Below are 26,056 nucleotides of genomic sequence, written 5' to 3'. Positions count from 1 at the left end.
GTGAGACGATGAAGAGCAAAGGGACATTATGGATTGCAGGGCTGGCACTCGGCCTCACGGCCTTTTTCCCTTCTGCCGTCTCCTTTGAAAGAATCGCCCGCATGACCATCACCGCTGCACCAGCGAGCTTTGCCAACGTCAACGGCATTGAGATGTATTATCGCGTTGTCGGTAAGGGACCGCCGATTCTGCTTATTCATGGCGGTCTGTCCGACCAGCATGTCTGGGATGCGCAATTGCCGATTCTCGCACGCAATCACATGGTCATCGTTGCGGACAGTCGCGGACAGGGGCGTTCGACCCGTACCACGGAGCCGCTCAGCTATGAACTGATGGCCGACGATTATGTAGCGCTGCTCGATTATCTCAAGATCGACAAGGTTGACCTTGTCGGCTGGAGCGATGGCGGCATTATTGGTCTCATCATGGCGATGCGCTATCCCGGCAGGCTGAAAAGCGTGTTTGCGCAAGCGGCCAATATTTCGCCGGAAGGCTCGACCGGCTATGCGCTGGCGCGCGCCGAAGGCAAGCCACTGCCTGAGCTGCGCCATTATGAGAGCATCGATAAGGAAATCCATGCGCTTTGGGCCAATGAGCCGAATTACACCGCGGAAGATCTGTCAAAGATAAATGTGCGCACAGCGATCGTGATCGGTGATCGCGACACGGCAATCACGCGCGAACATACCGAATTTATGGCGCATCATATTCCGGGCGCCAGCCTGATCATTCTGCCCGATTCGGGCCACGGCGTTCCCGCTGAGAATCCCCGGCTTTACGCGCATGCAGTGCTAAAATTCATTGCGAACGATAAGCAGAGCGATCCAAAAACCGCCAGCAAGTAATTAAATTCTGTTCGGCAGCACACGATCCGGTGGGCGATGCCCATCAAAAAACGCTCTGATATTGATGATGACCTTGTCACCCATATCGACACGGCCTTCAATCGTGGCTGAACCCATATGCGGCAGCAGCACGACTTTGCCCTTTTCGGCCAGCGACAACAGGCGCGGATTGGCGGCGGGCTCATTCTCGAAAACGTCAAGCCCCGCGCCGGCGATCTTACCCTGTTCGATCAGATCGACCAGCGCATTTTCATCAATAATCTGACCGCGCGATGTGTTCACCAGATAAGCGGTTGGCTGCATCAGCGCGATGCGCCGTGCCGAGAGCAAATGAAATGTGGCTGGCGTCGACGGGCAATTGACCGAAATAATGTCCATGCGAGCCAACATCTGATCGAGACTATCCCAATAAGTCGCTTCCAGCTCTTCCTCAACCTGCGCGTTCACGCGCTTGCGGTTGTGATAATGGATCGACAGGCCAAAAGCCTTGGCACGACGCGCAACCGCGGTGCCGATTCGGCCCATGCCGACGATACCGAGGCGCTTGCCCCAGATGCGACGTCCAAGCATCCAGGTCGGCGACCAGCCTGGCCACTCGCCATCGCGCTCGTTGAGCACATTCGCACCCTCTACCAGACGGCGCGGCACCATAAGCAGCAGCGCCAGCGTCATATCGGCGGTATCTTCAGTCAGCACATTGGCGGTGTTGGTGACGGTGATGCCGCGCTTTGCAGCGGCGGCAACGTCAATATTATCAACGCCATTGCCGAAATTGGCGATGAGTTTGAGATTGGGACCAGCCTGCTCAATGGCTGCTGCATCAATCACATCGGTAATGCAGGGCACCAGAACATCGGCTTCTTTCATCGCAGCAATAATTTCGGGCTGCGACATGCGATGGTCATCTATATTCAGGCGTGTATCGAACAGTTCCCGCATTCGGGTTTCCACCGGGTCGGGCAGTTTCCGGGTCAGTACCACCAGTGGTTTTTTCTTGTTCGACATCTCCACCCCATTTTTTGAGCAAAGCCAGCGGTAAAAAGCTTGCAGATTTCTCAGGAAACCTAGGCGGCCGTTTTACACGTTGAGACCTCCTTAACCAAGAAGGTGCAATATGCGATTTTGCTTCAGTTGCTCATCTCTAGCAAGGTGGCGCTGCAAAGACAAAGAAAAACAGAACCGCGAGAGCGGCTTCAAATGCGGGCAACCGCGCAATTCATTCATTCTGCAGTTTCAGACGCTCCTCCCCCAGTGCTGAAATTGCCCCACATGACAGGACAGCGAGAGGTCAGAGTTGTACCGGGTACTTTCGCAACGCTTTTTTATCGCAACACTTTGCAGCATTGCCCTGCTGCTGGTTGGTGCGCCATTGTTGGCATCGCAAAAACACGGCGCCTATGCGCAGGCGCAATCCCGAACGCCTCTGGGTGCAAGTGGCCTGCCTGTCCCGCGCTTTGTCAGCCTGAAGCCAGCACGCGTTAATCTGCGTGTCGGACCCGGACGTGATTACGCAGTGTCGTGGCTGTTTATGAAAGCCGGCCTGCCTGTCGAAATTATTCAGGAATATGATAACTGGCGCCGTATCCGCGATGCCGACGGTACGGAAGGCTGGGTCTATCAGTCGCTTCTATCTGGCAAGCGCACAGCAATTACCGCCCCATGGCTTAAAAATGATCAGGGTGCGATGATTACCATGCGTCGCGATCCAAGCGAAACGTCGAGCTTGTCAGCCGAAGTTGAACCAAATGTCGTCGGCACCGCACGCGAATGCAATGGCCAGTGGTGCCGGATGGATATTCAGGGTGTACGCGGCTGGATCAAACAGTCAGACCTTTGGGGCGTTTACCCGGATGAGGTCTTTGATTAAAGAATACAAAAAAGCGGCTCGAAAGCCGCTTTTTTCATCGAACACTACCAGGCCGGAATGACCGAGCCTTTGAAGGTATCAGCGATAAATTGCTTCACTTCCGGGTTGTGATAGCTGCTAACCAGCGTCTTCACCCAATCGGCATCCTTGTCTTCGGTGCGCACGACCAGCACATTGACATAAGGTGCCTTTTCGCCTTCGCGGATTAATGCGCCTCCCGCCGGATCAAGGCCTGCTTCCAGCGCGTAATTGGTGTTGATGACCGCAGCATCGACATCTTCAAGCGAACGCGGCAATTGTGCAGCATCCAGCTCAACAAATTTCAGGTTCTTCGGGTTTTCCGTCACATCAATTGTTGTGACCTTCAGGCCCTTGGAAGCATCGAGCTTGATCAGACCATTGTCTGCCAGCACCAGAAGCGCGCGACCACCATTTGTCGGATCGTTCGGGATCGCGATGGTTGCACCATCAACCAATTCCGAAATGTTTTTCAGCTTGCTTGAATAGAGGCCCATCGGGAAGTTGACTGTTGGCGCCACTGTTTCAATCGGAAAACCGCGATCTGCTACCTGATTGTCGAGATAAGGCTGATGCTGGAAGGAATTGGCTTCAAGCGCCTTGTCAGCCAGCGCCATGTTGGGAATCACATAATCAGAAAATTCCTGAATATCGATTTCCATTCCTTTGGTGGCAGCGACTTCCTTGACCTTTTCCATGATCTGCGCATGCGGTCCGGGCGTTACACCAATGCGAATTTTCTCAGCAAAAGCATTTGCTGTTGAGAACAGGGCAAAAGCGGTAGCAGCAATGATCAACTTGCGCATGGGTATCTCCAGTCAAATTGTTATCGGCGCATTCATACGGGGTTGGGAGGTCCACGAAGAGATGCGCACGTTAAACGGAATGTGTTGGGTGAATCACTTTAGGCTAAGATGAGCAACAAAAAAGCGGCCCCAAAAGGCCGCTTTTTTAGAAACTTTTACCAAATCACTTAACGTGTTTTACGACGAAGGCGGACGATAATGTCCACATTGACAATTTCCATGCCTTCCGGTGCTTCCGGCATATTGGAAACCGTTGGCTGACCGCGCTCGCCATGCGGAATATCGAACACGACATTTTCGCCTTCGAGGAAAAAATGCTGGTGATCGGAGATATTGGTATCGAAATAGGTTTTCGAACCTTCAACCGCGATGATGCGCAGCATACCGGCTTCGGTAAACTGGTGCAGTGTGTTGTAAACAGTTGCGAGCGATACGGGAACATTCGCGAGGACTGCTTCTTCATGAAGGTCTTCAGCGGAAAGATGGCGATCACCCTGCGCGTAGATCAGGCTGGCAAGCGAAACACGCTGGCGCGTCGGGCGCAGACCCGCGCTGCGAAGGCGTTCTTCCATTGAAACCATCGAGTGGCTGGCATGATAATTCTGCATATTCACCCTTGGATCAGTCACAAGCTTGTAGCAATTTCGTCAAAGATTAAACGGGCTGTTGCCCATTGCCTACTGACATTGATATATGCCGTTGCGAATTAAGTATCAATAGGCATGGTAATCCCGCCTTTTTTTGGAAAACCACGCGCACTATTTTACTGATGGAAACACTCTATGATAGAGGTGTTTCCGAATTGACGAAACTTGATCGTTCCTGAAGCCAGGAGCCATCATAAGAATAACCCTCAAGGGAGGCGTAATGGCAGAACAGAAATCGAGCTACGGGTATGAAGAGCTCTTAAGCTGCGCACGTGGCGAGTTGTTCGGTCCCGGCAATGCACAGCTCCCCCTGCCGCCAATGCTGATGGTGCACCGCATCACCGAAATTTCCGAAACCGGCGGAGAGTTCGACAAGGGCTATATCCGTGCTGAATACGATGTCAGCCCCGACGACTGGTATTTCCCATGCCATTTTCAGGGCAATCCAATTATGCCGGGCTGCCTTGGTCTCGACGGCATGTGGCAGCTGACAGGCTTCTTCCTCGGCTGGCTCGGTGAGCCGGGTCGCGGTATGGCGCTTTCGACCGGCGAAGTGAAGTTCAAGGGCATGGTTCGCCCGCACACAAAGCTTCTGCAATACGGTATCGACTTCAAGCGCGTTATGCGTGGCCGCCTTGTTCTTGGTACAGCCGACGGCTGGCTCAAGGCCGATGGCGAGACCATCTATAAGGCAAGTGACCTGCGCGTCGGCCTGTCTAAAGACGGCGACAGCGCTTAATTAGAGCGCCGTGCGCCCTCTTGGGCGCACAAAGGTCGCTCTAACACGTTAAAACAGGAGCATAATTTTTTCTTAAACGGTTTTGAGTTTAAAAAATTGTGCTCCAATCCATCATTCACGGGCGCGGACGCAGAAAAACACGAGTTTTCATGCGGCCGCGCTCAAAACATGCGAAGATCGCACCTATGTAACCGGGAACAAGGGTCAGCTCATACGGGTTGATCACACGGAACAGGTGTAAAGGAGAACGCGATGCGGCGTGTGGTCGTAACGGGTATGGGGATTGTATCCTCGATTGGAAACAACACAGAAGAGGTCACCACCTCTTTGCGTGAAGCCAGATCCGGCATTTCCCGTGCTGAAGAATATGGCGAACTCGGTTTTCGTTGCCAGGTTCACGGCATTCCAAAGATCGATGTCGAAGCACTCGTAGACCGCCGCGCCATGCGTTTTCATGGCCGCGGTACGGCATGGAATCATGTCGCCATGGATCAGGCCATTGCCGATGCGGGTCTTTCGGAGGAAGAAGTCTCCAACGATCGTACCGGCATCATCATGGGCTCTGGCGGTCCTTCGACACGCACGATTGTCGACTCCGCCGACATTACCCGTGAAAAAGGCCCAAAGCGCGTTGGTCCTTTTGCAGTGCCCAAAGCCATGAGCTCGACCGCATCGGCAACGCTTGCGACCTTCTTCAAGATCAAGGGCGTCAATTATTCGATCTCGTCCGCTTGTGCGACATCGAACCATTGTATCGGCAATGCCTATGAAATGATCCAATATGGCAAGCAGGATCGCGTTTTCGCCGGTGGCTGTGAAGACCTCGACTGGACGCTTTCGGTGCTGTTCGACGCGATGGGCGCCATGTCGTCCAAATATAACGACACGCCTTCAACTGCTTCACGCGCTTATGACAAAAACCGCGACGGTTTTGTTATTGCCGGTGGTGCAGGCGTTCTCGTGCTCGAAGAGCTTGAAACCGCACTTGCGCGCGGTGCCAAGATTTACGGTGAAATCGTTGGCTATGGCGCAACATCAGATGGTTACGACATGGTCGCTCCATCGGGTGAAGGCGCAATCCGCTGCATGAAAATGGCGCTCTCGACCGTCAAGGGCAAGGTTGATTACATCAATCCGCATGCGACTTCGACACCTGCTGGCGATGCTCCGGAAATCGAAGCGATCCGTCAGGTATTTGGTTCAGGCGATGCCTGCCCGCCGATTGCGGCAACCAAGTCACTGACTGGCCATTCGCTCGGTGCAACGGGCGTACAGGAAGCTATCTATTCGCTTTTGATGATGCAGAACAACTTCATCTGCGAAAGCGCTCATATCGAAGAACTGGATCCTGCCTTCGCGGACATGCCTATCGTTCGCAAGCGCATCGACAATGCTCAGCTCAATACAGTGCTTTCCAACTCGTTTGGATTTGGCGGCACCAATGCAACGCTGGTGTTCCAGCGCTATCAGGGCTGACGGAGAGGGACAATATGCAAGGTTTGATGCAAGGCAAACGCGGCCTCATTATGGGGGTCGCGAATAACCACTCACTCGCCTGGGGAATTTCGAAGCAACTCGCAGCACAGGGTGCCGAACTCGCATTCACCTATCAGGGGGATGCACTTGGCAAACGCGTTAAGCCACTGGCCGAACAGGTCGGATCGGATATGGTGCTGCCTTGCGATGTTGAAGACATTGCCTCGGTCGATGCCGTTTTCGCTGAAATCGAGAAGAAATGGGGAAAGCTCGATTTCATCGTTCACGCCATCGGTTTCTCGGACAAGACCGAGCTGAAGGGACGTTACGCAGACGTCACCACACGCGACAATTTCAGCCGTACCATGGTGATCTCTGCCTATTCCTTCACGGAAATGGCACAGCGCGCAGAAAAGCTCATGAAGGACGGCGGCTCGATCCTGACGCTGACCTATGGCGGTTCGACACGCACGATCCCGAACTACAATGTCATGGGCGTTGCAAAAGCAGCCCTTGAAGCCATGGTTCGCTATCTTGCTGCCGATTACGGCCCGCAGGGTATCCGCGTCAACGCGATCTCGGCAGGTCCGGTGCGCACGCTGGCCGGTGCCGGCATTGGCGATGCGCGCGCGATTTTCAGCTATCAGCGCCGCAATTCGCCACTACGCCGTACTGTTGATATCGATGATGTTGGCAAATCGGCTGTTTATCTGCTGTCGGATTTGTCGAGCGGTGTAACGGGCGAAATCCATTATGTGGATTCAGGCTACAACATCCTTTCGATGCCAACGCTGGAAGAACTGAAAAGTTCAGCTGACACACGCGGCGAATAAGTCGTACATCGTCTTTTATCTGGTTTGAATGGCGGCTCTAAGGGCCGCCATTTTACGTATAATGGCTGCTGTCGTATCTTTAGAGCGTTTATATTGAATCATTAGAAATGCTCTATCTCTTTGTTTTTTAAGCGTATCTTGTGCCGAAAATCGTTTCACACTTTTCGGGATGCGCTTTAAATTTTCCGCAGTGCCACTTCCTCGATCAGATGATCACTGCCTTTTCGCAGGATAATATCGGCACGAGGGCGGGTGGGAAGAATGTTTTCAAGCAGGTTCTTCATGTTGATATTGTGCCACAGGCCTTCACCGATCGAACGGGCCGCATCTTCTGAAAGTTGCGAATAGCGATGGAAGAAGGATTGCGGATTAACGAAAGCGGTTTCACGAAGCCGCATGAAGCGATCAATATACCATTTGTGAATCAGCTCGGGCTCTGCATCGATGTAAATCGAGAAGTCGAAGAAGTCGGATACGAAAGGCACCATCTTGCCGTCTTCTGGCAGATCTCGGACCTGAAGCACATTGATGCCCTCAAAGATCAGAATGTCGGGCTTATCGACAATCTGATATTCGCCCGGCAGCACGTCATAGCTTAAATGCGAATAGAGCGGTGCACGCACATGGCTCATGCCTGCCTTGATCGCTGACAGAAAACGCAAGACCGCGCCCACATCATAGCTTTCGGGAAAGCCCTTGCGCTCCATCATGTTCTGATCACGCAGAACCGCGTTGGGGTAGAGGAAGCCATCCGTTGTCACCAGATCGACCTTCGGGCTGGAAGGCCAGCGGGCAAGCAATTCTTTGAGAATACGCGCGGTCGTGGATTTGCCAACCGCAACCGAGCCTGCAATACCAATGATGAAAGGTGTCTTGAAGCTCTCTTCCATATGGAGAAATTGCTGGCGCTGGCGGAAAAGAAGCTGGCTCGCCTCCACATGCGCATAGAGCAGGCGGGACAGCGACAGATAAATGCGCCGCACTTCATCCAGATCAATCGGATCGCCCAGTGAGCGCAGCCGTTTGACTTCTTCGTAGGTGAGGGTGAGGGGGGTGTCAGCGCGAAAGCCTGCCCACTCTTCCGCCGAAAAGAAACGGTAAGGCGAGTAACGCGACGGCGTTAACTGGTCCACTTTTTCCCACATATTGTCGCTGCTCTCCCTCAACGCCAATTCACGTATATCCTGTTTCGTTTGCATTTATGCCTTTGGTCGCCCGGCCTTTTCCTCAAGGCCGCTCTGCGCCGTGCGGCGTTGCAACTCTGCAAGAACGTCTTCAAGCGGCACGTCTGCAATCTTCAAAACCACCAGCAGATGATAAAGCAGATCAGCGCTTTCTGTGACCACTTCCGCGCGATCGCCACTGACTGCGGCAATTACCGTTTCCACGGCTTCTTCGCCAAGCTTTTTGGCAGCGCGTGTCTGGCCCTTGGCAAAGAGACTCGCCGTATAGGACGATCCATCCGTCGAAGTCGCACGTTCCGCAACAATGCGTTCAAGATCGGAAAGGGTGAACTCAGCCATCGAACTTCCTTCGGATTTTATAATTAGCTGACCGGATCCAGCCGCATAGGGATGCCAGCCTCGGCCATATAGCGCTTGGCTTCGCCAATCGTATAAGTGCCAAAGTGGAAGATGGATGCTGCAAGAACTGCCGTCGCATGACCTTCGCGGATACCGTCGACCATGTGATCGAGATTGCCAACGCCGCCCGATGCGATCACCGGAACGCGCACGCTGTCAGCAACAGCGCGCGTCAAGGCCACATCATAACCCGCCTTGGTGCCATCACGATCCATCGAGGTCAGCAGGATTTCACCCGCACCAAGGCTCACCACCTTCTGCGCAAACTCCACCGCATCAATGCCAGTCGTCTGGCGTCCACCATGGGTAAAGATTTCCCAGCGGTCGCTCTCGCCAGCTCCCGAAACCTTCTTGGCGTCGATGGCCACAACGATGCACTGATCACCAAACTTGTCGGCGGCTTCCGCAACAAATTCCGGGTTCTTCACCGCAGCCGTGTTGATCGAAACCTTGTCGGCCCCGGCGAGCAACAGCTTGCGAATATCAGCGACCTGACGCACGCCACCGCCAACGGTCAGTGGCATGAAGCACTGCTCCGCTGTACGGGCGATGACGTCGAAAATTGTCTCGCGATTGTCCGAAGACGCCGTGATGTCGAGGAAGCACAATTCGTCGGCACCCGCCGCATCATAGGCACGCGCGGCTTCCACCGGATCACCGGCATCAATCAGATCGACGAAGTTGACGCCCTTGACGACACGGCCATCCTTAACGTCAAGGCAGGGAATTACACGTGCTTTAAGTGTCATGATGCGGCCCTCAAAAGGGATAATGCTTCGGCCGGATCGATGCGACCGTCATAAAGCGCACGGCCAGAAATCGCACCTTCCAGTTTGCGGGCATCGGGAGCGGCGAGGCGCTTAATATCATCCATCGAAGCAAGGCCGCCCGACGCGATCACCGGAATGGAAACGCTGTCGGCAAGACCAAGTGTGGAATCCCAGTTAATGCCAGCCAGCACGCCGTCGCGGTCGATGTCGGTATAGATAATGGCGGCCACGCCCGCACCTTCAAACTTTTTTGCGAGTTCCACCACACCAAGCTCGGAGGCCTCGGCCCAGCCTTCAACGGCAACATAGCCGCCCTTGGCGTCGATGCCGACAGCAACTTGTCCCGGAAATTCTTTGCAGGCTTCGATCACCAGCGCCGGATCACGTACAGCAACCGTACCCAAGATCACGCGGCGCAGACCCTTGGAAAGCCAGCTTTCGATATGGGCGAGGGTGCGGATACCGCCGCCAAGCTGAACCGGATTTTTGGTGGCTTTCAGGATCTCTTCAACTGCCTTGCCGTTGACGCTTTCGCCAGCAAAGGCACCGTTGAGATCAACCACATGCAGCCATTCAAAGCCCTGATCCTCAAAAGCTTTGGCCTGCGCTGCAGGGTCTTCATTGTAAACGGTCGCCTGATCCATGTCGCCAAGCTTCAGGCGCACGCATTGACCGTCTTTCAAATCGATGGCGGGAAAAAGGATCATAGTTTCAAGGCTTCCATTTCAGGAAATTGGCAATAAGCGAAAGGCCAAGCAGTTGGCTCTTTTCAGGATGGAATTGCGTGCCGATCATGTTGTCGCGCCCAACCGTTGCGGTGACATCGCCACCATAGTCGGTGACAGCCAGCACGTCGGCTTTGTTCTTCGCGTCAAACATGTAGGAATGCACGAAATAGGCATGCAAGCCGTTCTCGCCGGTGGCGATACCGTCGAGCACCGGATGCGAATGTTTCACGTGAATCCTGTTCCAGCCAATCTGCGGAATCTTGAGCGTCGGATCGGTCGGCGTCATTTCACGCACATCGCCCGCGATCCAGCCGAGACCTGTCGTGACTTCTTTTTCAAGGCCGCGCTCTGACATCAACTGCATTCCCACGCAGATACCGAGGAAAGGATGCGCCTTTTTCAGAACCACATCTTCCAGTGCTTCAACCATGCCCGGCACGGCATGGAGGCCGCGACGGCAATCGGCATAAGCACCAACGCCCGGCAGAACGATGCGGTCGGCGCTTGCCACGCGATCCGCATCTGCTGTCAGTTCGATTTCCGCTTTCACACCGCTCTCATGGGCGGCGCGCTCAAAGGCCTTGGTGGCCGAGCGAAGATTGCCGGAACCATAGTCGATAATTGCAACACGCATTTTCAGTTTTCTCCGCGATGACCGACAAATCCGATCGTCGAGCCAAATGAGGAATATGTGGGACGAGGGGGCTGCTGAGCCCATTCGGGTGCTGAGGCTTCAACAGGGGCCGCTTCATCTTCGCTAGAATAGAAATAGCGCATCTCCGCTTCTTCCAGATCGGAAGCATCGATAATGGCTTTTTCAACGAAACCCTGACGTTTAAGTTTTGCGATCTTCCAGTTGGCGCCTTCCAGCGCCACAAACAGTGAAAACAACAAAGTGATCAGCGGAACCGCATTCGAGATACCAAACGCAGAACCTGCCACGCCCAGCAGGATTGTTACGCCAAGAGCGGCGATCGCTTCAAACCACAGCCGCTGCGATAGCAGCCAGACGACCGGCAGGATCAGCGCCAATGTGTAAAATCCGTCGCGCACGAAGACAGAGTTTTCAGCACTGTTCGCGCCTTCTTTCTCCAACACGACGAATTGCGCCATTTGCTTATCCCTTCAGCGACCCCTTGGTCGATGGAATTGCATCCTTCTGACGCGGATCGGTTTCGAGCGCTGTGCGTAAAACCCGGGCCACGGCCTTGAAGATCGACTCTGCAATATGGTGATTGTTGGCACCATAATGATTGTTGATATGCAGCGTAATGCCTGCATTCATCGCAAAAGCCTGGAAGAACTCGCGCACCAGCTCGGTGTCGAATGTGCCGATCTTGGCCGTCGTGAAATTCACGTTCCAGACCAGAAAGGCACGGCCCGAAACATCGACGGCTGCGCCGGTCAGCGTGTCGTCCATGGCGAGATCCATCGATGCATAACGCACGATGCCGCGACGCTCGCCAAGGGCTTTAGCCACAGCCTGACCGAGCGCAATGCCGGTATCTTCGACTGTGTGGTGATCATCGATATGCAGATCGCCCTTGGCCATCACGCGCATGTCGATGAGCGAATGTCGGGAAAGCTGCTCCAGCATATGATCGAAGAAGCCGACACCAGTTGTAATGTCAAACTTGCCGTTGCCGTCCAGATCGACAGAAACGGCAATGCTCGTTTCCTTGGTTGAACGTTCGATACTTGCTTTGCGGGCGCTTTCAGCCGTCATTGCATTTCCTCAGTTAAAATCTTTTCGCGTTCTAGAACAGCTGGCCGGTTTTGCCAATGCTTTTAGCGCCAGCGCCAATATTCTGGTTTGGTCCCATTTGCATTTTGGCAGATGGTTCTTAAATATTCACAACGAAACCCGATTCAGTTAGCTCTTGAAAGAGCAGAGTAGGGGCTTCGCCCATATCAGGGGCTTATGCGTTTGCCAGATGGAAACCTGTAAGCCGCCAAAGGAGTGATCCATGATCGAACACAATCCCACGACAATTTACGGCACGACCATCGTTACCGTTCGCAAGGGTAACAAGGTTGTTATCGCCGGTGACGGGCAGGTCTCGCTCGGCAACACCGTGATGAAGGGCAATGCGAGAAAAGTGCGCCGCATTGGCAAGGGTAACGTGATTGCCGGATTTGCCGGTGCCACCGCCGACGCCTTCACGCTGCTAGAGCGCCTTGAAGCCAAGCTTGAACAATATCCCGATCAGCTCATGCGGGCTTCCGTCGAGCTCGCAAAAGACTGGCGCACCGACCGCTATTTGCGCAAACTCGAAGCCATGATGCTTGTTGCCGACAGCAAGGTGACGCTGGCACTGACCGGAACCGGCGACGTGCTTGAACCGGAGCATGGCGTCATGGCCATCGGATCGGGCGGCAATTATGCGCTGGCGGCAGCGCGTGCTCTGGTCGACACCGATCTGGATGCCGAGGAAATTGCCCGCAAGGCGATGGGCATTGCAGCCGACATTTGCATCTACACCAATCACAGCATTCTGGTTGAAAGCCTCAACGCCGAATGACCGCAACCGTGCAAGCCTCTAAACCACACCGTTGGGGCTTAGGCGCTCTGATTGTTGTTGCCATTCTCACGATACAGGCCTTTTGGCTTTATCTTGATGGACGGATTCCCATGTGTGAATGCGGCACCATAAAATTATGGTCCGGTTCGCTGATGTCCGAAAACTCGCAGCATATATCCGACTGGTATACGCTCTCGCACATCATTCATGGCTTTCTGTTCTATTGGCTTCTGACAATCATCGCGCCAAAAGCGCCGCTGGGTCTGCGGCTTGCCATGGCAGTTGGCGTTGAAGCCGTCTGGGAACTGGTCGAAAACTCGAACTTCATTATCGAGCGCTATCGCGCCAATACCTCCTCCGTGGACTATTTTGGCGACAGCATCGTGAATTCGGTTTCCGATACGGTTTTCGCAATGATCGGCTTTCTGCTGGCTGCCAAACTACCGACTAAAATCACCGTCGCCATCGCGCTGTTCTTTGAAATTCTGGCGCTTATCATCATTCGCGACAATCTTACGCTCAACGTGATCATGCTGCTGCATCCGTTCGAGTTCATCAGGCAGTGGCAAACCGGGTTATAATCATGAGCAATTTTTCTCCCCGCGAAATCGTCTCCGAGCTTGACCGCTTCATCATCGGCCAGAACGACGCCAAGCGCGCCGTGGCTATCGCTTTGCGCAATCGCTGGCGCCGCCAGCAGCTGGAAGGTCAGATGCGCGAAGAGGTGATGCCAAAAAACATTCTGATGATCGGACCGACCGGTGTTGGCAAGACGGAAATCTCCCGTCGTCTCGCCAAGCTAGCCGGTGCGCCGTTCATCAAGGTGGAAGCCACCAAGTTTACCGAAGTGGGCTATGTTGGCCGCGACGTCGAGCAGATCATCCGCGATCTGGTTGAAGCGGCAATCGGCCTCGTGCGCGAAAAGAAGCGCGAGGAAGTGAAGGCAAAAGCGCACATCAATGCCGAAGAGCGCGTGCTCGATGGTCTGGTTGGCAAGACCGCAAGTCCCGCCACCCGCGACAGTTTCCGCAAGAAGCTGCGTGAGGGCGAGCTTGACGACAAGGAAATCGAAATCGAAGTTGCCGATACAGGCAATGGTCAGAATTTCGAAATTCCGGGCATGCCGGGTGCCAATATCGGCATGATCAATATCGGCGATATTTTCGGCAAGGCTATGGGCGGACGCACCAAGACGCGCAAAACCACGGTCAAGGAATCCTATGCAATTCTGATCAATGATGAGTCCGACAAACTGCTCGATCAGGATCAGCTCATTCAGGAAGCGCTGCGCTCGACCGAAAATGACGGTATCGTTTTCCTTGACGAAATCGACAAGATTGCCGCGCGTGAAGGCGGAATGGGAGCAGGGGTCTCACGCGAAGGTGTACAGCGCGATCTGCTGCCGCTCGTTGAAGGCACCACCGTCGCAACGAAATATGGCCCGGTGAAAACCGATCATATTCTGTTCATCGCATCGGGCGCTTTTCACGTTTCAAAGCCGTCTGACCTTCTGCCGGAATTGCAGGGCCGTTTGCCGATCCGTGTTGAACTGAACGCTCTGACGCGTGAAGATTTCCGCCGGATTCTGACGGAAACCGAAGTGAGCCTCATCAAGCAATATATTGCCTTGATGGCGACGGAAGAGGTGAAGCTCGATATTACCGACGACGCGATTGACGCTTTGGCTGATATTGCAGTCGACCTCAATTCGACAGTTGAGAATATCGGCGCGCGCCGCTTGCAGACAGTTATGGAGCGGGTTCTGGACGATATTTCCTACACCGCGCCTGACAAGGCTGGCTCGGACTTTAAGGTTGACGGCGATTATGTCCGCAAGACTGTCGGCGATCTTGCCCGAAACACGGATCTGTCGCGCTTCATTCTGTAAAAAGATATAACCCGCCTAGCATTATCTAGGCGGGTTATATTGGGCAACAAATTGTTATTTTATGTATTTTTATTTTATATATATTTTTAATAATCAACAGGAGGTTTTTTATGAATATAAAGAATATACTTATAAAACTTTTATCCATATTAACCATTAGCGCTCTGGCATATGCAACGCCAGCACGTGCTTTCGATTGCAAGGCATTTGGGCAAGACACCGATAAGTGCTTAAATTTTTGTAAGTTCGTAGCATGGAACCCTGTATGGTTTGAGTCATGTCTTTGAATTATGTAAATCAGCGCAAGCGATAGAAAACGTGCAGCGTGTCATCAACGACACTTAGAGCTCTCATATATTTGGTTACATTTTTTACCCTCGACTTCGTCGAGGTTTTTTTTTATTTTGCGCCAACTTTTACGCATGATTTACCATATTTGGGGCTTTTTCCGCGCAATGACCAGCCGACTGAACCGCATTGCAAGCATCTGTCTTGCTGTCGCTTTCTCCTGCCAGAGCGCATTTGCTGCCGTTTCGGTGCCACCCGGCAACCGCAATGCCGAACAGCCATCCATTCCCGGCGCTTCTGCCAAGCGTACCAAGGAACTCAGCACCACATATGAAAAGAAATATCAGAAGATTTATAACCTTCTGAAAAAGGATGCATCGTTACGCTCGAAGATCAAATCGACGGCTTCGGCTTATGGCATTGATCCGATCCATATTGTCGGGGCCATTGTTGGTGAGCACACTTATAATGTCGATGTCTATGATCGTTTGCAGACCTATTACGTCAAGGCTATGTCCTATGTGAACCAGGGCGTGAGCTTCGGCTATAATGGCGAGAACATTGGCCAGTTCGTAAAGCGTCCGGAGTTTTCCGAATGCCTCAAGTTCAAAGACAGCTATTCGCTATGGGCTTGCCGCGAGAATATCTGGAACAAGCAGTTCCGCGGCAAATCAGTCGGCGGTAAAAGCTATCCGAACAACCGCTTCAGCGCGGTTTTCTTCCAGCCGTTTTATGCTGGTCAGACTTTCGGGCTCGGACAGATGAACCCGCTCACTGCATTGCAGATGTCGGATATGGTCAATCGCGTTTCCGGCCTGCCAAAGCTCGACGCCGAAAACGGCAACACGGTCTATAAAACTATTATGGACCCCGATCTGACGCTGCCGTATATTGCAGCCACGCTGAAACAGTCGATCACAGCCTATCGCCAGATTGCGGATTTTGATATTTCCAAAAATCCCGGCCTGACCGCTACGCTCTATAATACAGGTGGAGCCGATTCCCGCGCCCGCGTACTCGCTAACGAAAATGCACAGCGCAAAGCATCGGGGCAGGCGCCTTTGATGCCGCAGGAAAACTATTACGGCTGGCTGGTCAATTCCAAACTCGATGAATTGAAGGCGCTGTTTTAGAATATGCGTTAGGCTAAAGGCTTTAAGCCACGGCGGCGCTTACGCGCCGCTTCGATTTCATCACTCAAATGCTTTATCGTCTCGCGATCTATGATGCGGATGTTGCGCGCCAGCAGATTGGCAAGTTCTGTTGCCTGTGGAGACAGGCCCGACGTGTCGATCACCACACGCGGATGCGACACGGAAGCGAGGTTCTGCAACTCTTCCGCTTCATCCCAAATGATGTTGAAATAGGTGATGATGCGTTGCAGCAGATCCCATGTCGGCTGGCCGCGCCGTCCGTGTTCCAGCGCCGAGAGATAGGCTGGCGACACACGCAAAGCTGCGGCCATTTCTTTCTGGGTAACATTGCGTTCGTCACGCAATTCCCGCAAACGCTTGCCAAATGGGGTCATCGCAGAAGACCTCCGTTTTGCGTTTGCTTGCGCAGGCGCACATAAAGCGCACCATGCCCGCCATGATGATGCGCTGCATCTTCATAGGCACTGACCAGCAGCCGGAAGAGCGGCGTCGAGAACCAGTGTGGAACTGCCTGTTTGAGCACGCCTTCACTGCCAAATGAGCGGCCTTTGCCGGTAATCACCATCACGTGCTTCAAGCCGCGTGCATGCGCACCCAGCAAAAAGCCATAGAGCAGTTCATAAGCGTCGTTCTGCGTCAGGCCGTGCAAATCAATGCGCGCTTCAATATCCACACGCCCCTTGGAAATCTTGCGGTGCGTTGGCTTGTCAAATGCATGGATCGGCATTTCTTTAAGAGCGGTGATTTTCTTTTTAGGCTCGACGGTTTCAGTAACAGGCGAGGGCACCTGTTTCGCTGGCTTCTTCTCTGCCTTCTCCGCCATCAATTCGCTGAAAACCGAAAGCTCTTCAGACTGAAGCTTTTTACCCGCCAAAGGTTTAGCAGTTTTAGCCACCGTTTCCCAGAGAATACGGTCTTCGGGGCGGAGGTAATCTTTATCGGCGTTTTCGTTCTTTGATGCCATGGTTCAGACCACCAAAGCGCGCGGAACAAGCGCATAAAAATCGGCCTGGCTTTTAATACCGCCAGCAATTTCGCCCGCCGCATCACCCGAACCCGCAAAGAGATCGCCGCGCGCCGGGCCAACAATCGCCGTTCCGGTATCCTGTGCGATCATGAGCCGAGAGAAGGGCGTATTGTCGAACGCGATCACACTCGGCGCATGCACATAAAACGGTGTTCCGAATGTATGCAAAAGCCGGTCGACAGCAATGGAACGCCCTGCCGTCAGCGGAACCTTGGCAGCTGCGATCTGCCCGAGATTCTGGTCATCCACCGGTGCTTCGCGGAAAAAAATGTAGGAACGGTTTTGCCAGATCAAATCATCGGCTTTTTCCGGATGATCCTTCAGCCATTGCCGGATGGTCTGCATGGATATTTGATCGGCAGGAATTTCGCCTTCTGCCACCAGAATCCGCCCAATGCCGGTAAAAGGATGACCGGCTTTCGCAGCGTAGGTGATCCGCATAAAACTGCCATCGGTGAGCTTGAGCTTAGCTGCACCCTGCACATGCGAGAAAAATGCATCAACCCGGTCGGCGACATAAGCCAACTCCAGCCCGCGTCCATTCAGACTGCCTTGCTCAATGGCCTGACGATCATCATATTCTTCGATACCATTCGCTATTTGTCGTGCAAAAGCATAAGACGTATCCATGCCCGCAGGGCGGTTTTCATCGGTGACTTTTACAAGATCATCAGGCTTTTTGAGAAACGGAACCGTAAAATGCGCATCAGGCGTTCGTGATGCGGCAATTTCCGGCTCGTAAAAAGCTGTCACGAAGCCCTCCGCATCAATGCGGCAGGGAACGAAATGCTCTTCAAAAAACGCACGCGCCTGTGCGGTATTGGGATTTGTGAGCATACGCGCAGCTGCAAACGCCGGTTTCAGTGCTTCAAAGCTGATTCCGAGACTACCACTGTTATAGCGATTATGTTCCGCATAATCGGCTGAACGACGAAAGGCCGAAAAGGCTAAAGCCTGATCGTCCTGATACCAGCCGGGACAGTCTGAATAGCTGACCGGTCGTATGATGTTCGCCAGATTATGCACAAGCCGCATCCGTTTATCGCATACTTCAAGGGCCGCTGAATAAGCGGCCCTTGAATCGTAAACTCTCTTTAGTCTTCCGCTTCTGTCGCGACAAGCTTCCAGTTTGGATCACGCGAGCGCGTATCACGGGCAAAGGTCCAGAGATCGCGAATTTCGACGACATTTTCCTGGTCGCCTTCAACCACTTTACCGTCCTTATCGAAGGTGGCAGATATCATCTGACTGACGATATTGAGCGTCACATGCGCTTCCGAACCCTTCATTTCAGCATTGGCGATGTCTGCCTTGTCGATGCCCACGAAGGTCGAGCGTACGCTTTCACCACGTGCTTCGCGCTCATCAATAGCTGAGACAAAGCCCTCATAAACTTCCTTGGAGAGAAGATTTTTGAGAACTTTGCGATCACCATCGGCAAAAGACATGACAATCATTTCATAAGCGATCTTCACACCATCAACAAAAGTGTCAGGATTGAAAGACGGGTCTGCTGCCTGAATAGCGCGAAGCCCATCATTGACTGGAGTGCCCGCAGGCGCAATTTTATCGACCGCTGAAAAGTCTTTTTCGCCAGTGCGCTGCGGCAGCGACACAACATTATCGGCGTCCACACCATTGGTCTGTGTGTCAGCACTGCGGTTAGAGGTATAAGGATCAAATGGCGGTTTTTCGTTTCCTGTGCGACGGCCAAGAACATTCCTCAGCTGAAGAAATATTACCACCGCTGCTATGAAGAAAAATATCGTGCCAAAATCAAAAAATTCCATACCGCCTGCCACCAGTTAACGGATAACGACCGCAAATTTTGCTCCCGCCACCAATTTCGTTGCATATATATATAGATCGGCTTGATAGATCATTCAAATCCCGATCACGAATACCTATGTGATAATCTATGATAGACTGCTTCAATTCCGTTTCTTTTTTACAAACACCCATCAACATAAGGTCTTAATTGCCGTGTCACCTTCTTTCGCCCCTCTTCTCATGCTGGCCATGCCGTTCATCGAAATTGCTGGCTTTGTGATCGTCGGCAGTGAAATCGGTGTTCTGGCAACGCTGGGTCTTGTTGTTTTGAGTGCCGTGCTTGGTTTTTTCCTGCTGCGCGTGCAAGGTTTTGGCCTGTTGCAGCGCATTCGCACTGAAAGTGCCGCCGGACGCGTGCCGGATCGTGAAATGATGCATGGCGCGATGATCGTCGTCGCGGCCATTATGTTGATTGTTCCGGGCTTTGTGACAAGCGCGATTGGCCTGCTGCTGTTTGTTCCCTTTATTCGCGATCTCGTCTGGAACCGGTTTGTCCGCAATCGTCTGGTGGTGGCGACCGCTTCCACACGCTATTCGGAGGCCTATAGCCCCTATCAGCGTCAGGATAACAACGTGATCGATCTCGACCCGGAAGATTACACAGCAAAGCCGGATGAAAACTCACCATGGAATCCGGACCGCAAAGATCGGTAATCGAGCAATTACTAACGTAAAAAGCGTTCCTTGCTTGATGTTCCGACACATGCTAGCCAAGCAGCACTGCTTTTTGGCAACAAGATAAATCACTAAAGAGAAGGCATACCGATAATGAGCGATAAGGCCGCTGCGGGCGAAGTAAAGAACGGCAATGGCGCGACCGCCCAGCCGTCCCTCAACATTTTGGCCCAGTACATCAAGGATCTTTCCTTTGAAAGCCCAGGCGCGCCTCTGTCGCTGCGCCCACGCGAAAAGGCTCCTTCGATCAACATCAATGTCAACGTAAACGCCAATCCGCTTTCCGAAACGGATTTCGACGTTGTGCTGACACTCGAAGCCAAGGCTGTCGACGGCAAAGATGTTCTGTTCAACACAGAGCTGACTTATGGCGGCGTATTCCGCATTCAGGGCATCCCGCAGGAACATATGCTTCCACTTCTGTTCATCGAATGCCCGCGTCTGCTGTTCCCGTTTGCACGTCAGATCGTTGCTGACGCAACCCGCAATGGTGGCTACCCACCACTGATGATCGACCCAATCGATTTCGCACAGATGTTCCAGGCCCGTATGGCCGAAGAAGAAGCCAAGAACGCTGTAAAGAGCTGATCTTAGGCAATTATCAAAAAAACCCCGCTTTATGCGGGGTTTTCTTTTATGCCTGAATTAGTTGAGGTATTTTTTCCATATCGCCTTGTCGCCCATTTTTGCCACAAGTGCAGCATGGGCAGCGCGTTCCTTTTCTGAAATGCGTGAGGCAAGCGGAACCGGGCGTTGGCGCAAAACCATGCCACTATTGTTATCTGTGCCATTATTGCCGCCTGAATTTCCAGACATGCTGAGGCCAAGGGCCGTCTGCTTGCCGCCAATCAGCTCAATATAGACTTCCGCAAGAATTTCAGAATCGAGCAGAGCGCCGTGTAATGTGCGGTGCGAATTGTCGATGCCATAGCGTTTGCAAAGCGCATCAAGCGAATTCGGGCCCATCGGATTTCTGCGACGCGCCAACGCCAGCGTATCAACAATTCGGTCAACCGCAATTCCCGGTTTGCCCAGTCTTTCGAGTTCCGCATTAATAAAGCCAAGATCGAACATGGCATTATGTGCGACGAGCTGTGCACCGTCGAAAAACGCCAAAAATTCGTCTACGATTTCAGCAAAGCTCGGCTCTTTGAGCAATTGCTCATCGGTAATGCCGTGAACGGCGAGTGCATCAGGATGCACTTTTCGCCCCTGCGGATTGATGAATTTGTGAAAAGTTTTTCCGGTGGGAAAGCGGTTGATTAATTCCACACCGCCGATTTCAATGACCCGATCCTCCAGCCGTTCAAGGCCGGTGGTTTCTGTATCGAAAACGATCTCACGCATGGCAACCTCTTAAATAATTTTGTTCTCTATAACACGCTCGCGCTAGCAATCAGAATTGATCAACAGGCTTTCCACGCAATTCAGCGATGATGGCTGTGATCTGCGCGCGGGTTTCTTCAAAGTCGCCCGAAGAATCGATGATAAAATCCGCACGCGCACGCTTTTCGGCATCCGGCATTTGCCGCGCAAGAATGGCCGCAAACTTCTCTTCCGTCATGCCGGGGCGTGCAAGAACCCGCGCCCGCTGAATGTCGGCAGGGGCGGAAACAACAGCCACCTTGTCCACGCGGTTGTGGCCACCCGTTTCAAACAGCAGCGGAATATCAATCAGCGCAATATCGGCGCCATCCGCACGCGCGCGTGCAAGAAAGGCGGCTTCCTCTTCATGCACGAGCGGATGAATGATCGATTCAAGCTTTTTAAGCGCTTCCGGCTTGCCAAGAACGGATGCAGACAATTTTGTCCGGTCGACTTTGCCGTTCGAAACGGTTACGGGGAAGGCGGCTTCGATCAGGGGGACTGCCCGACCCGCATATAACGCATGCACGGCATCGTCGGCGCTGTAGACTGGCACGCCAGCTTCCGCAAACATGGTGGATGCGGTGGTCTTTCCCATGCCGATTGAGCCGGTCAGTCCGAGGATGATCATAAAGCGCCAGCCTTTTTCATATCATCCAGAATATGATTTCTCAGCGCTTCTGTCACTTCTGGTCTTTTGCCAAACCAGCGTTCAAATCCCGGAACCGCCTGATGCAACAACATGCCAAGACCATCAACGGTTTTGAGACCTGCCGCTTCAGCGCTGGCCAAAAACGGTGTTTTCAATGGAATATAAACAATATCTGTCGCAACGGCTGACTTTTGCGCTGCACGCAGATCAAGTGGAAAATCGGTCGCCTCACCATGTCCGCTCATGCCAAGCGAAGTTGTGTTGACGATGAGACCGGCATCTTTGACCAAGGCTTGCGCCGCATCCCATCCATGCACGGAAACGCCAGCACCGAAATGGCTTGCCAGTTCTTGCGCCCGGCTCAGCGTGCGGTTGACAATAGCAATGCGTGAAAAACCGCGCGTCTGCAAAGCATGCACAATCGCACGTCCTGCACCACCAGCACCCAGAACCAGTGCCGTATCGGCATTGTCCCAGCCCGGGGCCAGAGCATCAAGATTAGCGGCAAAGCCATAAGCATCGGTATTGCCGCCGCAGAGCTTTCCATTCTCGAACCAGAGCGTGTTCACCGCGCCAATAGCAACCGCAGCCGCATCGCGACTTTCCACGGTTGCGAAGGCCACTTCCTTATGTGGAATCGTGACATTGCCGCCAGCAAAGCCATTTTTTGCAAGCGAGGAAGCAAATTCTGCGAAATTTTCCGGCGCTACTTCAATGGCTTCATAAGAGCCTTCAATGCCATGCTCTTTCAGCCAAAAGCTATGAATGAGCGGCGACCGTGAATGCTTTATCGGAAAGCCGGTGACGAATGCCTTGTTAGCCATCAATCAGATTTTCCTTCCTCAATTCATCAAGCAGGGGCAGAAGCGGCAGTCCGACGATGGTAAAATAATCGCCGTCGATTTTTGAGAACAACTGAATGCCCGGACCTTCGACCTGATAAGCGCCAACACTGGAAAGGGCAATATCGCCGACCTGTCCAAGATAGCGTCCGATAAAGCCCGGATCGAGATCACGCATGGTCATGCGTGCGATGCTCACATGACGCCACAGTGTCTCACCGTTTTTAACCAGCACCACACCACTGTTAAGCTGATGGGTTTTACCGGAAAATTGCAAAAGCTGGCGGCGTGCCGCCTCCATATCCGCAGGCTTGTGGAAAATCTCATCGCCCAGCGAAAGCGTCTGATCGCAGCCGATCACCACCGCATCGGGGTGGTTTTCGCTGACCGACAAGGCTTTCGCCTCAGCCAGAACCTGTGCGACCTCTTCGGGCGTGGCACCCGATTTATAAAGCGGCGCTTCGACCAAGCGCTCGTCAATATCCGCACTTTCAGCCGAAAAGGTGATGCCGGCATTTTTCAGCAGAGCCGAGCGAAATGGACTTTTGGAGGCCAGAATAAGCTTTGTCATCATGTCAGATCTTCCTTCTTGCCATCACGCAGCAGAGATTGAATAGCTGCTGCCGTTTCTTCAATCGACCGGCGCGATACATCAATGATCGGCCAGCCATGCCGGTTGCAGAGATTGCGGGCATAAGCCAGTTCTTCGGAAATTGAAACGCGGTCTGTGTAAAGTCCGGTATCAAGCGATGGAACACTGCCGAGCGGACGGTTCTGCCGGATCTGCGAAATACGCTCAGCCGTTGCCACCAGCCCGACGATCATCGGACGCTTTGCGCTAAAAAGCTGATCGGGGAGGGGGATACCCAACACAATCGGCACATTGGTGGCCTTGATGCCGCGATTAGCGAGATAAATGCTGGTCGGCGTTTTGGACGTTCGCGAAATGCCGACAAGAATTACGTCTGCTTCCTCTATATCGGGTGGCAATTGCCCGTCATCATGCTCCATCGTAAAATTGAGCGCATCGATCCGGCGAAAATAATCAGCATTGAGCACGTGCTGCGCGCTGGCGCGACGATGCGCGGGCGCGCCCAGATAAGATTGAAACGTATTGAGCACAGGTTCGAGCACGGAAACACTTGGCACACCCATTTCCGCGCAAGCTTCGTCAATGATCGCAGCAAGCTTCTGATCGACAATTGTATAGAGAACGATGCCGGGTTCAGCGTCGATATTTTCCAGAACTTTGCGCAGCTGCTTCTCGGTTCGGATGAGCGGATAAATATGTTCAATCGCCCGCGCGCTGGCATATTGGGCGGCTGCGGCACGGCCTGCAGCGAGGAGAGTCTCTCCCGTCGCATCAGAAATCAGATGAAGATGAAAGTAAGAAAGCGGTCTGGTCACAGATTTCTCCCCTCCCTGTTGACGACTGTGCGTAATTTTAAGGCTCCATCCACAAGCCATGGCAGGCGGTGGGAAACTTGGCAAGTCATCCACAGCGAGTACACATGTGGGAAGCTTTAGAAAGCGCTTGTGTACAAGACTCGTAACATTTGGAAAATGCCTGTGATATTCCCAGCTTGTCCACAAAGAGTGCCAAAGTGCGGCAATTGGTAACTCCTTAGATTCAATGAATGATTTGAGTTTTCATTGCTTTTATCAAGATGATCGGTGAATGATCGCACAGGCCAATCTGTGTCTAAGCAGAGCTGTGGGAAAAAGGCAGGTAAAACGTAATCCCCGATTCCAACAGACTCTAAGAATAAGAAGACTCTAGATTCCTCCTTTCTTTATGAAGAAGGCATGGGAAAACTTTCACACACGATAACGAAAATCAGACAGGGTGGAATGCGATGAAGCGCAAAGTCTTGAAAGTCATAGACGGTGAAGCAGTGTTTCCACCACCAATCTGGATGATGCGTCAGGCCGGACGTTACCTTCCTGAATATCGCGAAGTGCGCAAACAAGCAGGAAGCTTTCTCGACCTTTGCTATTCACCTGATCTGGCTGTTGAAGTGACGCTTCAGCCAATCCGCCGTTATGGCTTTGATGCAGCCATTCTGTTTTCAGATATTCTGGTTGTCCCTCATGCCCTTGGACGAGACCTTCGCTTTGAAGAAGGAAGAGGGCCTTTGATGACACCGATAGATGCAGATGAGATTTTCTGGCTTGAGACAGAAGGTGTCGCAAAACGCCTTGAGCCGGTCTATGAGACGGTTCGGCTGCTGCGTGCGCAATTGCCAGATGAAACAACGCTGCTGGGTTTCTGTGGCGCTCCCTGGACCGTTGCGACCTATATGATCGCCGGTCATGGGACACCTGATCAGGCTCCTGCTCGTCTGTTTGCCTATCGCTTCCCGGAAGCCTTTGAAAAGCTCTTGAATGATCTGGCGGATGTTTCAGCCGAATATCTGATTGAACAGCTTGATGCAGGCGCTGATGCTGTACAGATTTTCGATTCATGGTCCGGCGTGCTGGACGAAGATTGCTTTGAGCGCTTCTGTGTTCGCCCGGTTGCCCGCATCGTGCAAAAGGTGAGGGCAGTATATCCCGAAGCCCGTATTATCGGCTTTCCGAAAGGTGCCGGAATGCTTTATGCAGGCTATCGCGAAAAGACCGGCGTTGATGTTCTGGGCCTTGATTGGTCTGTGCCGGTTTCCTTTGCGCAGGAGTTACAAAAGGAAGGCGCTATTCAGGGCAATCTTGATCCGCTACGCGTAGTCGCTGGCGGTGCGGCGCTGGATGAAGGCGTTGATGTGATCCTCAAAAATCTGGGTCAAGGTCCACTGATTTTCAATCTTGGCCATGGAATTACGCCACAGGCACCGATTGAAAATGTGCAGCGGATGATTGACCGGGTTCGCGGAGGTTATTGATGAACGCTTCGAATAAAACAAACAGCGGCAAGGCTGCGCTGATGCGTATCATCGTGGCTCTGGTCGTCGTGGCACTCGGTTTATGGGGATTGTTTCACGTGAATCCAGCCGATGCTTATCTTTGGGTCAAGTCGATCCACGTCATTGCAGTGATCGCATGGATGGCCGGGATGCTCTATCTGCCGCGGCTTTTCGTTTATCATTGCGCAGCTAAACCTGGTTCCGAAACCTCTGAAACGTTCAAAATTATGGAACGCAGGTTGCTGCGTTTCATCATAAATCCCGCTATGATTGTAACGTGGATTGCTGGTCTCTGGCTTGCATGGGAAATTTTTGATTTCAAAGGCGGGTGGCTGCACGCAAAAATTCTGCTGGTTGTGTTGATGTCTGGTGTCCACGGCTATCTGTCGAAGGCAACACGTCTATTTGCACAAGATAAGAACACCAAATCAGCCAAACATTGGCGAATCGTTAACGAAGTTCCGACGGTTTTGATGATCCTGATTGTTATTCTGGTGATCGTGAAACCGTTCTAATTTTAATGATTATTTCCAGGAAGCCCGGAATTTCAGCGATTTGAACCGGGCTTCGACCTTCTTCCTATTGAATAAAATCTCGCCAA

32 protein-coding genes are annotated in these 26,056 nt (G+C 52.8%); 13 read left to right on the top strand and 19 right to left on the bottom strand.

The features are described 5' to 3' along the window. Positions 1–8: 8 nt before the first annotated feature. Positions 9–845 carry an alpha/beta fold hydrolase gene (locus tag U2P60_RS09415; RefSeq protein ID WP_413572345.1) on the top strand — a complete coding sequence of 279 codons (837 nt, stop codon included), beginning with the start codon at positions 9–11 and terminating at the stop codon, positions 843–845. Here the strand turns inward: U2P60_RS09415 and U2P60_RS09410 are convergent, their stop codons facing one another. Continuing rightward, positions 846–1,850, bottom strand: a complete 1,005-nt coding sequence (locus U2P60_RS09410) for a 2-hydroxyacid dehydrogenase (protein ID WP_250039348.1) — start codon at positions 1,848–1,850, stop codon at positions 846–848. It lies immediately after the preceding gene. Between the two features lie 289 nt (positions 1,851–2,139). On the opposite strand from U2P60_RS09410, the gene U2P60_RS09405 reads away from it, so the two are divergent. Continuing rightward, positions 2,140–2,712, top strand: coding sequence for an SH3 domain-containing protein (locus tag U2P60_RS09405; protein WP_413572344.1), 573 nt, complete (start codon positions 2,140–2,142; stop codon positions 2,710–2,712). A gap of 44 nt (positions 2,713–2,756) precedes the next feature. Here the strand turns inward: U2P60_RS09405 and U2P60_RS09400 are convergent, their stop codons facing one another. Both U2P60_RS09400 and irrA read right to left on the bottom strand, forming a co-directional pair. Continuing rightward, complete coding sequence (locus tag U2P60_RS09400) at positions 2,757–3,536, bottom strand: MetQ/NlpA family ABC transporter substrate-binding protein (protein WP_413572343.1); 780 nt, start codon at positions 3,534–3,536, stop codon at positions 2,757–2,759. Positions 3,537–3,703: 167 nt separating this feature from the next. Further along, entirely contained in the window at positions 3,704–4,144 is a 441-nt protein-coding gene (gene irrA, locus U2P60_RS09395; protein ID WP_140904767.1) for an iron response transcriptional regulator IrrA, read from the bottom strand. A gap of 259 nt (positions 4,145–4,403) precedes the next feature. Between irrA and fabA the strand changes: the two genes are divergently transcribed. The 3 genes from fabA to fabI all read left to right on the top strand — a co-directional run bounded on the left by fabA (position 4,404) and on the right by fabI (position 7,231). Beyond that, positions 4,404–4,922 carry a 3-hydroxyacyl-[acyl-carrier-protein] dehydratase FabA gene (fabA, locus tag U2P60_RS09390; protein ID WP_024898331.1) on the top strand — a complete coding sequence of 173 codons (519 nt, stop codon included), beginning with the start codon at positions 4,404–4,406 and terminating at the stop codon, positions 4,920–4,922. Positions 4,923–5,174: 252 nt separating this feature from the next. Continuing rightward, positions 5,175–6,398 (top strand): beta-ketoacyl-ACP synthase I, encoded by a 1,224-nt coding sequence (gene fabB, locus U2P60_RS09385; RefSeq protein ID WP_313827523.1) that lies wholly within the window; start codon positions 5,175–5,177, stop codon positions 6,396–6,398. A gap of 14 nt (positions 6,399–6,412) precedes the next feature. Beyond that, positions 6,413–7,231: an enoyl-ACP reductase FabI gene (gene fabI, locus U2P60_RS09380; protein ID WP_250039353.1), complete on the top strand. Its 819-nt coding sequence runs from the start codon at positions 6,413–6,415 to the stop codon at positions 7,229–7,231. Between the two features lie 176 nt (positions 7,232–7,407). Here fabI and coaA read toward each other — a convergent pair whose 3' ends face one another. The 7 genes from coaA to hisB are packed head-to-tail and all read right to left on the bottom strand — an operon-like array spanning position 7,408 to position 12,038. Next, complete coding sequence (coaA, locus tag U2P60_RS09375; protein ID WP_413572342.1) at positions 7,408–8,376, bottom strand: type I pantothenate kinase; 969 nt, start codon at positions 8,374–8,376, stop codon at positions 7,408–7,410. A gap of 54 nt (positions 8,377–8,430) precedes the next feature. After that, positions 8,431–8,754 carry a phosphoribosyl-ATP diphosphatase gene (locus U2P60_RS09370; protein ID WP_313827521.1) on the bottom strand — a complete coding sequence of 108 codons (324 nt, stop codon included), beginning with the start codon at positions 8,752–8,754 and terminating at the stop codon, positions 8,431–8,433. 23 nt (positions 8,755–8,777) lie between these two features. Next, on the bottom strand, positions 8,778–9,563 hold the full coding sequence (hisF, locus tag U2P60_RS09365; protein ID WP_313827520.1) for an imidazole glycerol phosphate synthase subunit HisF: 786 nt from the start codon (positions 9,561–9,563) through the stop codon (positions 8,778–8,780). Next, positions 9,560–10,291: a 1-(5-phosphoribosyl)-5-[(5-phosphoribosylamino)methylideneamino]imidazole-4-carboxamide isomerase gene (hisA, locus tag U2P60_RS09360; RefSeq protein ID WP_413572341.1), complete on the bottom strand. Its 732-nt coding sequence runs from the start codon at positions 10,289–10,291 to the stop codon at positions 9,560–9,562. Before hisA ends, hisF begins: the two co-directional genes overlap by 4 nt. Before the next feature lie 4 nt (positions 10,292–10,295). Next, the gene (hisH, locus tag U2P60_RS09355; protein ID WP_413572340.1) at positions 10,296–10,946 is read right to left on the bottom strand and encodes an imidazole glycerol phosphate synthase subunit HisH; all 651 of its coding nucleotides are present in this window, start codon (positions 10,944–10,946) and stop codon (positions 10,296–10,298) included. A 2-nt stretch (positions 10,947–10,948) separates the two neighbouring features. After that, complete coding sequence (locus tag U2P60_RS09350) at positions 10,949–11,425, bottom strand: DUF2628 domain-containing protein (RefSeq protein ID WP_313827517.1); 477 nt, start codon at positions 11,423–11,425, stop codon at positions 10,949–10,951. A 4-nt stretch (positions 11,426–11,429) separates the two neighbouring features. Next, positions 11,430–12,038 (bottom strand): imidazoleglycerol-phosphate dehydratase HisB, encoded by a 609-nt coding sequence (gene hisB, locus U2P60_RS09345; protein ID WP_007872453.1) that lies wholly within the window; start codon positions 12,036–12,038, stop codon positions 11,430–11,432. Positions 12,039–12,279: 241 nt separating this feature from the next. Here hisB and hslV point away from each other — a divergent pair, with 241 nt between their 5' ends. From hslV to U2P60_RS09325, 4 genes are all read left to right on the top strand, one after another. Continuing rightward, a complete protein-coding gene (gene hslV, locus U2P60_RS09340) occupies positions 12,280–12,834 on the top strand; it encodes an ATP-dependent protease subunit HslV (RefSeq protein ID WP_310013014.1) in 555 nt (184 codons plus the stop codon). After that, positions 12,831–13,415, top strand: a complete 585-nt coding sequence (locus tag U2P60_RS09335) for a DUF2585 domain-containing protein (protein WP_413572338.1) — start codon at positions 12,831–12,833, stop codon at positions 13,413–13,415. Before hslV ends, U2P60_RS09335 begins: the two co-directional genes overlap by 4 nt. 2 nt (positions 13,416–13,417) lie before the next feature. Then, complete coding sequence (gene hslU, locus U2P60_RS09330; protein WP_413572336.1) at positions 13,418–14,722, top strand: ATP-dependent protease ATPase subunit HslU; 1,305 nt, start codon at positions 13,418–13,420, stop codon at positions 14,720–14,722. 455 nt (positions 14,723–15,177) lie between these two features. Further along, positions 15,178–16,143, top strand: coding sequence for a DUF1402 family protein (locus U2P60_RS09325; RefSeq protein WP_413572335.1), 966 nt, complete (start codon positions 15,178–15,180; stop codon positions 16,141–16,143). Between the two features lie 8 nt (positions 16,144–16,151). Here the strand turns inward: U2P60_RS09325 and U2P60_RS09320 are convergent, their stop codons facing one another. From U2P60_RS09320 to U2P60_RS09305, 4 genes are read right to left on the bottom strand one after another with little or no spacing between them, the layout of a single operon-like run. Then, positions 16,152–16,538, bottom strand: coding sequence for a helix-turn-helix transcriptional regulator (locus U2P60_RS09320; RefSeq protein ID WP_310013022.1), 387 nt, complete (start codon positions 16,536–16,538; stop codon positions 16,152–16,154). Continuing rightward, positions 16,535–17,128: a Smr/MutS family protein gene (locus U2P60_RS09315; protein WP_413572334.1), complete on the bottom strand. Its 594-nt coding sequence runs from the start codon at positions 17,126–17,128 to the stop codon at positions 16,535–16,537. The genes U2P60_RS09320 and U2P60_RS09315 overlap by 4 nt, the downstream gene beginning before the upstream one ends. Positions 17,129–17,131: 3 nt before the next feature. Next, complete coding sequence (locus U2P60_RS09310; protein ID WP_413572332.1) at positions 17,132–18,226, bottom strand: murein transglycosylase A; 1,095 nt, start codon at positions 18,224–18,226, stop codon at positions 17,132–17,134. Positions 18,227–18,285: 59 nt separating this feature from the next. Then, positions 18,286–18,981 (bottom strand): Tim44/TimA family putative adaptor protein, encoded by a 696-nt coding sequence (locus U2P60_RS09305; RefSeq protein ID WP_413572331.1) that lies wholly within the window; start codon positions 18,979–18,981, stop codon positions 18,286–18,288. A gap of 193 nt (positions 18,982–19,174) precedes the next feature. Here U2P60_RS09305 and U2P60_RS09300 point away from each other — a divergent pair, with 193 nt between their 5' ends. Both U2P60_RS09300 and secB read left to right on the top strand, forming a co-directional pair. Further along, the gene (locus U2P60_RS09300) at positions 19,175–19,675 is read left to right on the top strand and encodes an FxsA family protein (protein WP_310013030.1); all 501 of its coding nucleotides are present in this window, start codon (positions 19,175–19,177) and stop codon (positions 19,673–19,675) included. Positions 19,676–19,789: 114 nt separating this feature from the next. After that, positions 19,790–20,284, top strand: a complete 495-nt coding sequence (secB, locus tag U2P60_RS09295) for a protein-export chaperone SecB (RefSeq protein WP_313827507.1) — start codon at positions 19,790–19,792, stop codon at positions 20,282–20,284. A 57-nt stretch (positions 20,285–20,341) separates the two neighbouring features. Here the strand turns inward: secB and dnaQ are convergent, their stop codons facing one another. The 5 genes from dnaQ to U2P60_RS09270 are packed head-to-tail and all read right to left on the bottom strand — an operon-like array spanning position 20,342 to position 23,962. Beyond that, positions 20,342–21,043, bottom strand: a complete 702-nt coding sequence (gene dnaQ, locus U2P60_RS09290; protein WP_413572329.1) for a DNA polymerase III subunit epsilon — start codon at positions 21,041–21,043, stop codon at positions 20,342–20,344. Between the two features lie 49 nt (positions 21,044–21,092). Further along, complete coding sequence (gene coaE / locus U2P60_RS09285) at positions 21,093–21,692, bottom strand: dephospho-CoA kinase (protein WP_413572328.1); 600 nt, start codon at positions 21,690–21,692, stop codon at positions 21,093–21,095. Next, positions 21,689–22,537 carry a shikimate dehydrogenase gene (locus U2P60_RS09280; RefSeq protein WP_413572327.1) on the bottom strand — a complete coding sequence of 283 codons (849 nt, stop codon included), beginning with the start codon at positions 22,535–22,537 and terminating at the stop codon, positions 21,689–21,691. Before U2P60_RS09280 ends, coaE begins: the two co-directional genes overlap by 4 nt. Further along, entirely contained in the window at positions 22,530–23,129 is a 600-nt protein-coding gene (locus U2P60_RS09275; RefSeq protein WP_313827503.1) for a Maf-like protein, read from the bottom strand. The genes U2P60_RS09280 and U2P60_RS09275 overlap by 8 nt, the downstream gene beginning before the upstream one ends. Next, the gene (locus U2P60_RS09270; RefSeq protein WP_313827502.1) at positions 23,126–23,962 is read right to left on the bottom strand and encodes a pyruvate, water dikinase regulatory protein; all 837 of its coding nucleotides are present in this window, start codon (positions 23,960–23,962) and stop codon (positions 23,126–23,128) included. Before U2P60_RS09270 ends, U2P60_RS09275 begins: the two co-directional genes overlap by 4 nt. Before the next feature lie 449 nt (positions 23,963–24,411). Here U2P60_RS09270 and hemE point away from each other — a divergent pair, with 449 nt between their 5' ends. After that, positions 24,412–25,434: a uroporphyrinogen decarboxylase gene (hemE, locus tag U2P60_RS09265; RefSeq protein ID WP_313827501.1), complete on the top strand. Its 1,023-nt coding sequence runs from the start codon at positions 24,412–24,414 to the stop codon at positions 25,432–25,434. After that, positions 25,434–25,970 (top strand): protoporphyrinogen oxidase HemJ, encoded by a 537-nt coding sequence (gene hemJ / locus U2P60_RS09260; protein ID WP_313827500.1) that lies wholly within the window; start codon positions 25,434–25,436, stop codon positions 25,968–25,970. The genes hemE and hemJ overlap by 1 nt, the downstream gene beginning before the upstream one ends. The last annotated feature ends 86 nt before the right edge of the window (positions 25,971–26,056 follow it).

Origin of the sequence: Brucella sp. H1_1004, assembly GCF_047308065.1 — a bacterium.
GTDB lineage: Bacteria > Pseudomonadota > Alphaproteobacteria > Rhizobiales > Rhizobiaceae > Brucella > Brucella pseudogrignonensis_B.
This window is presented reverse-complemented; position numbering and strand designations above follow the sequence as displayed.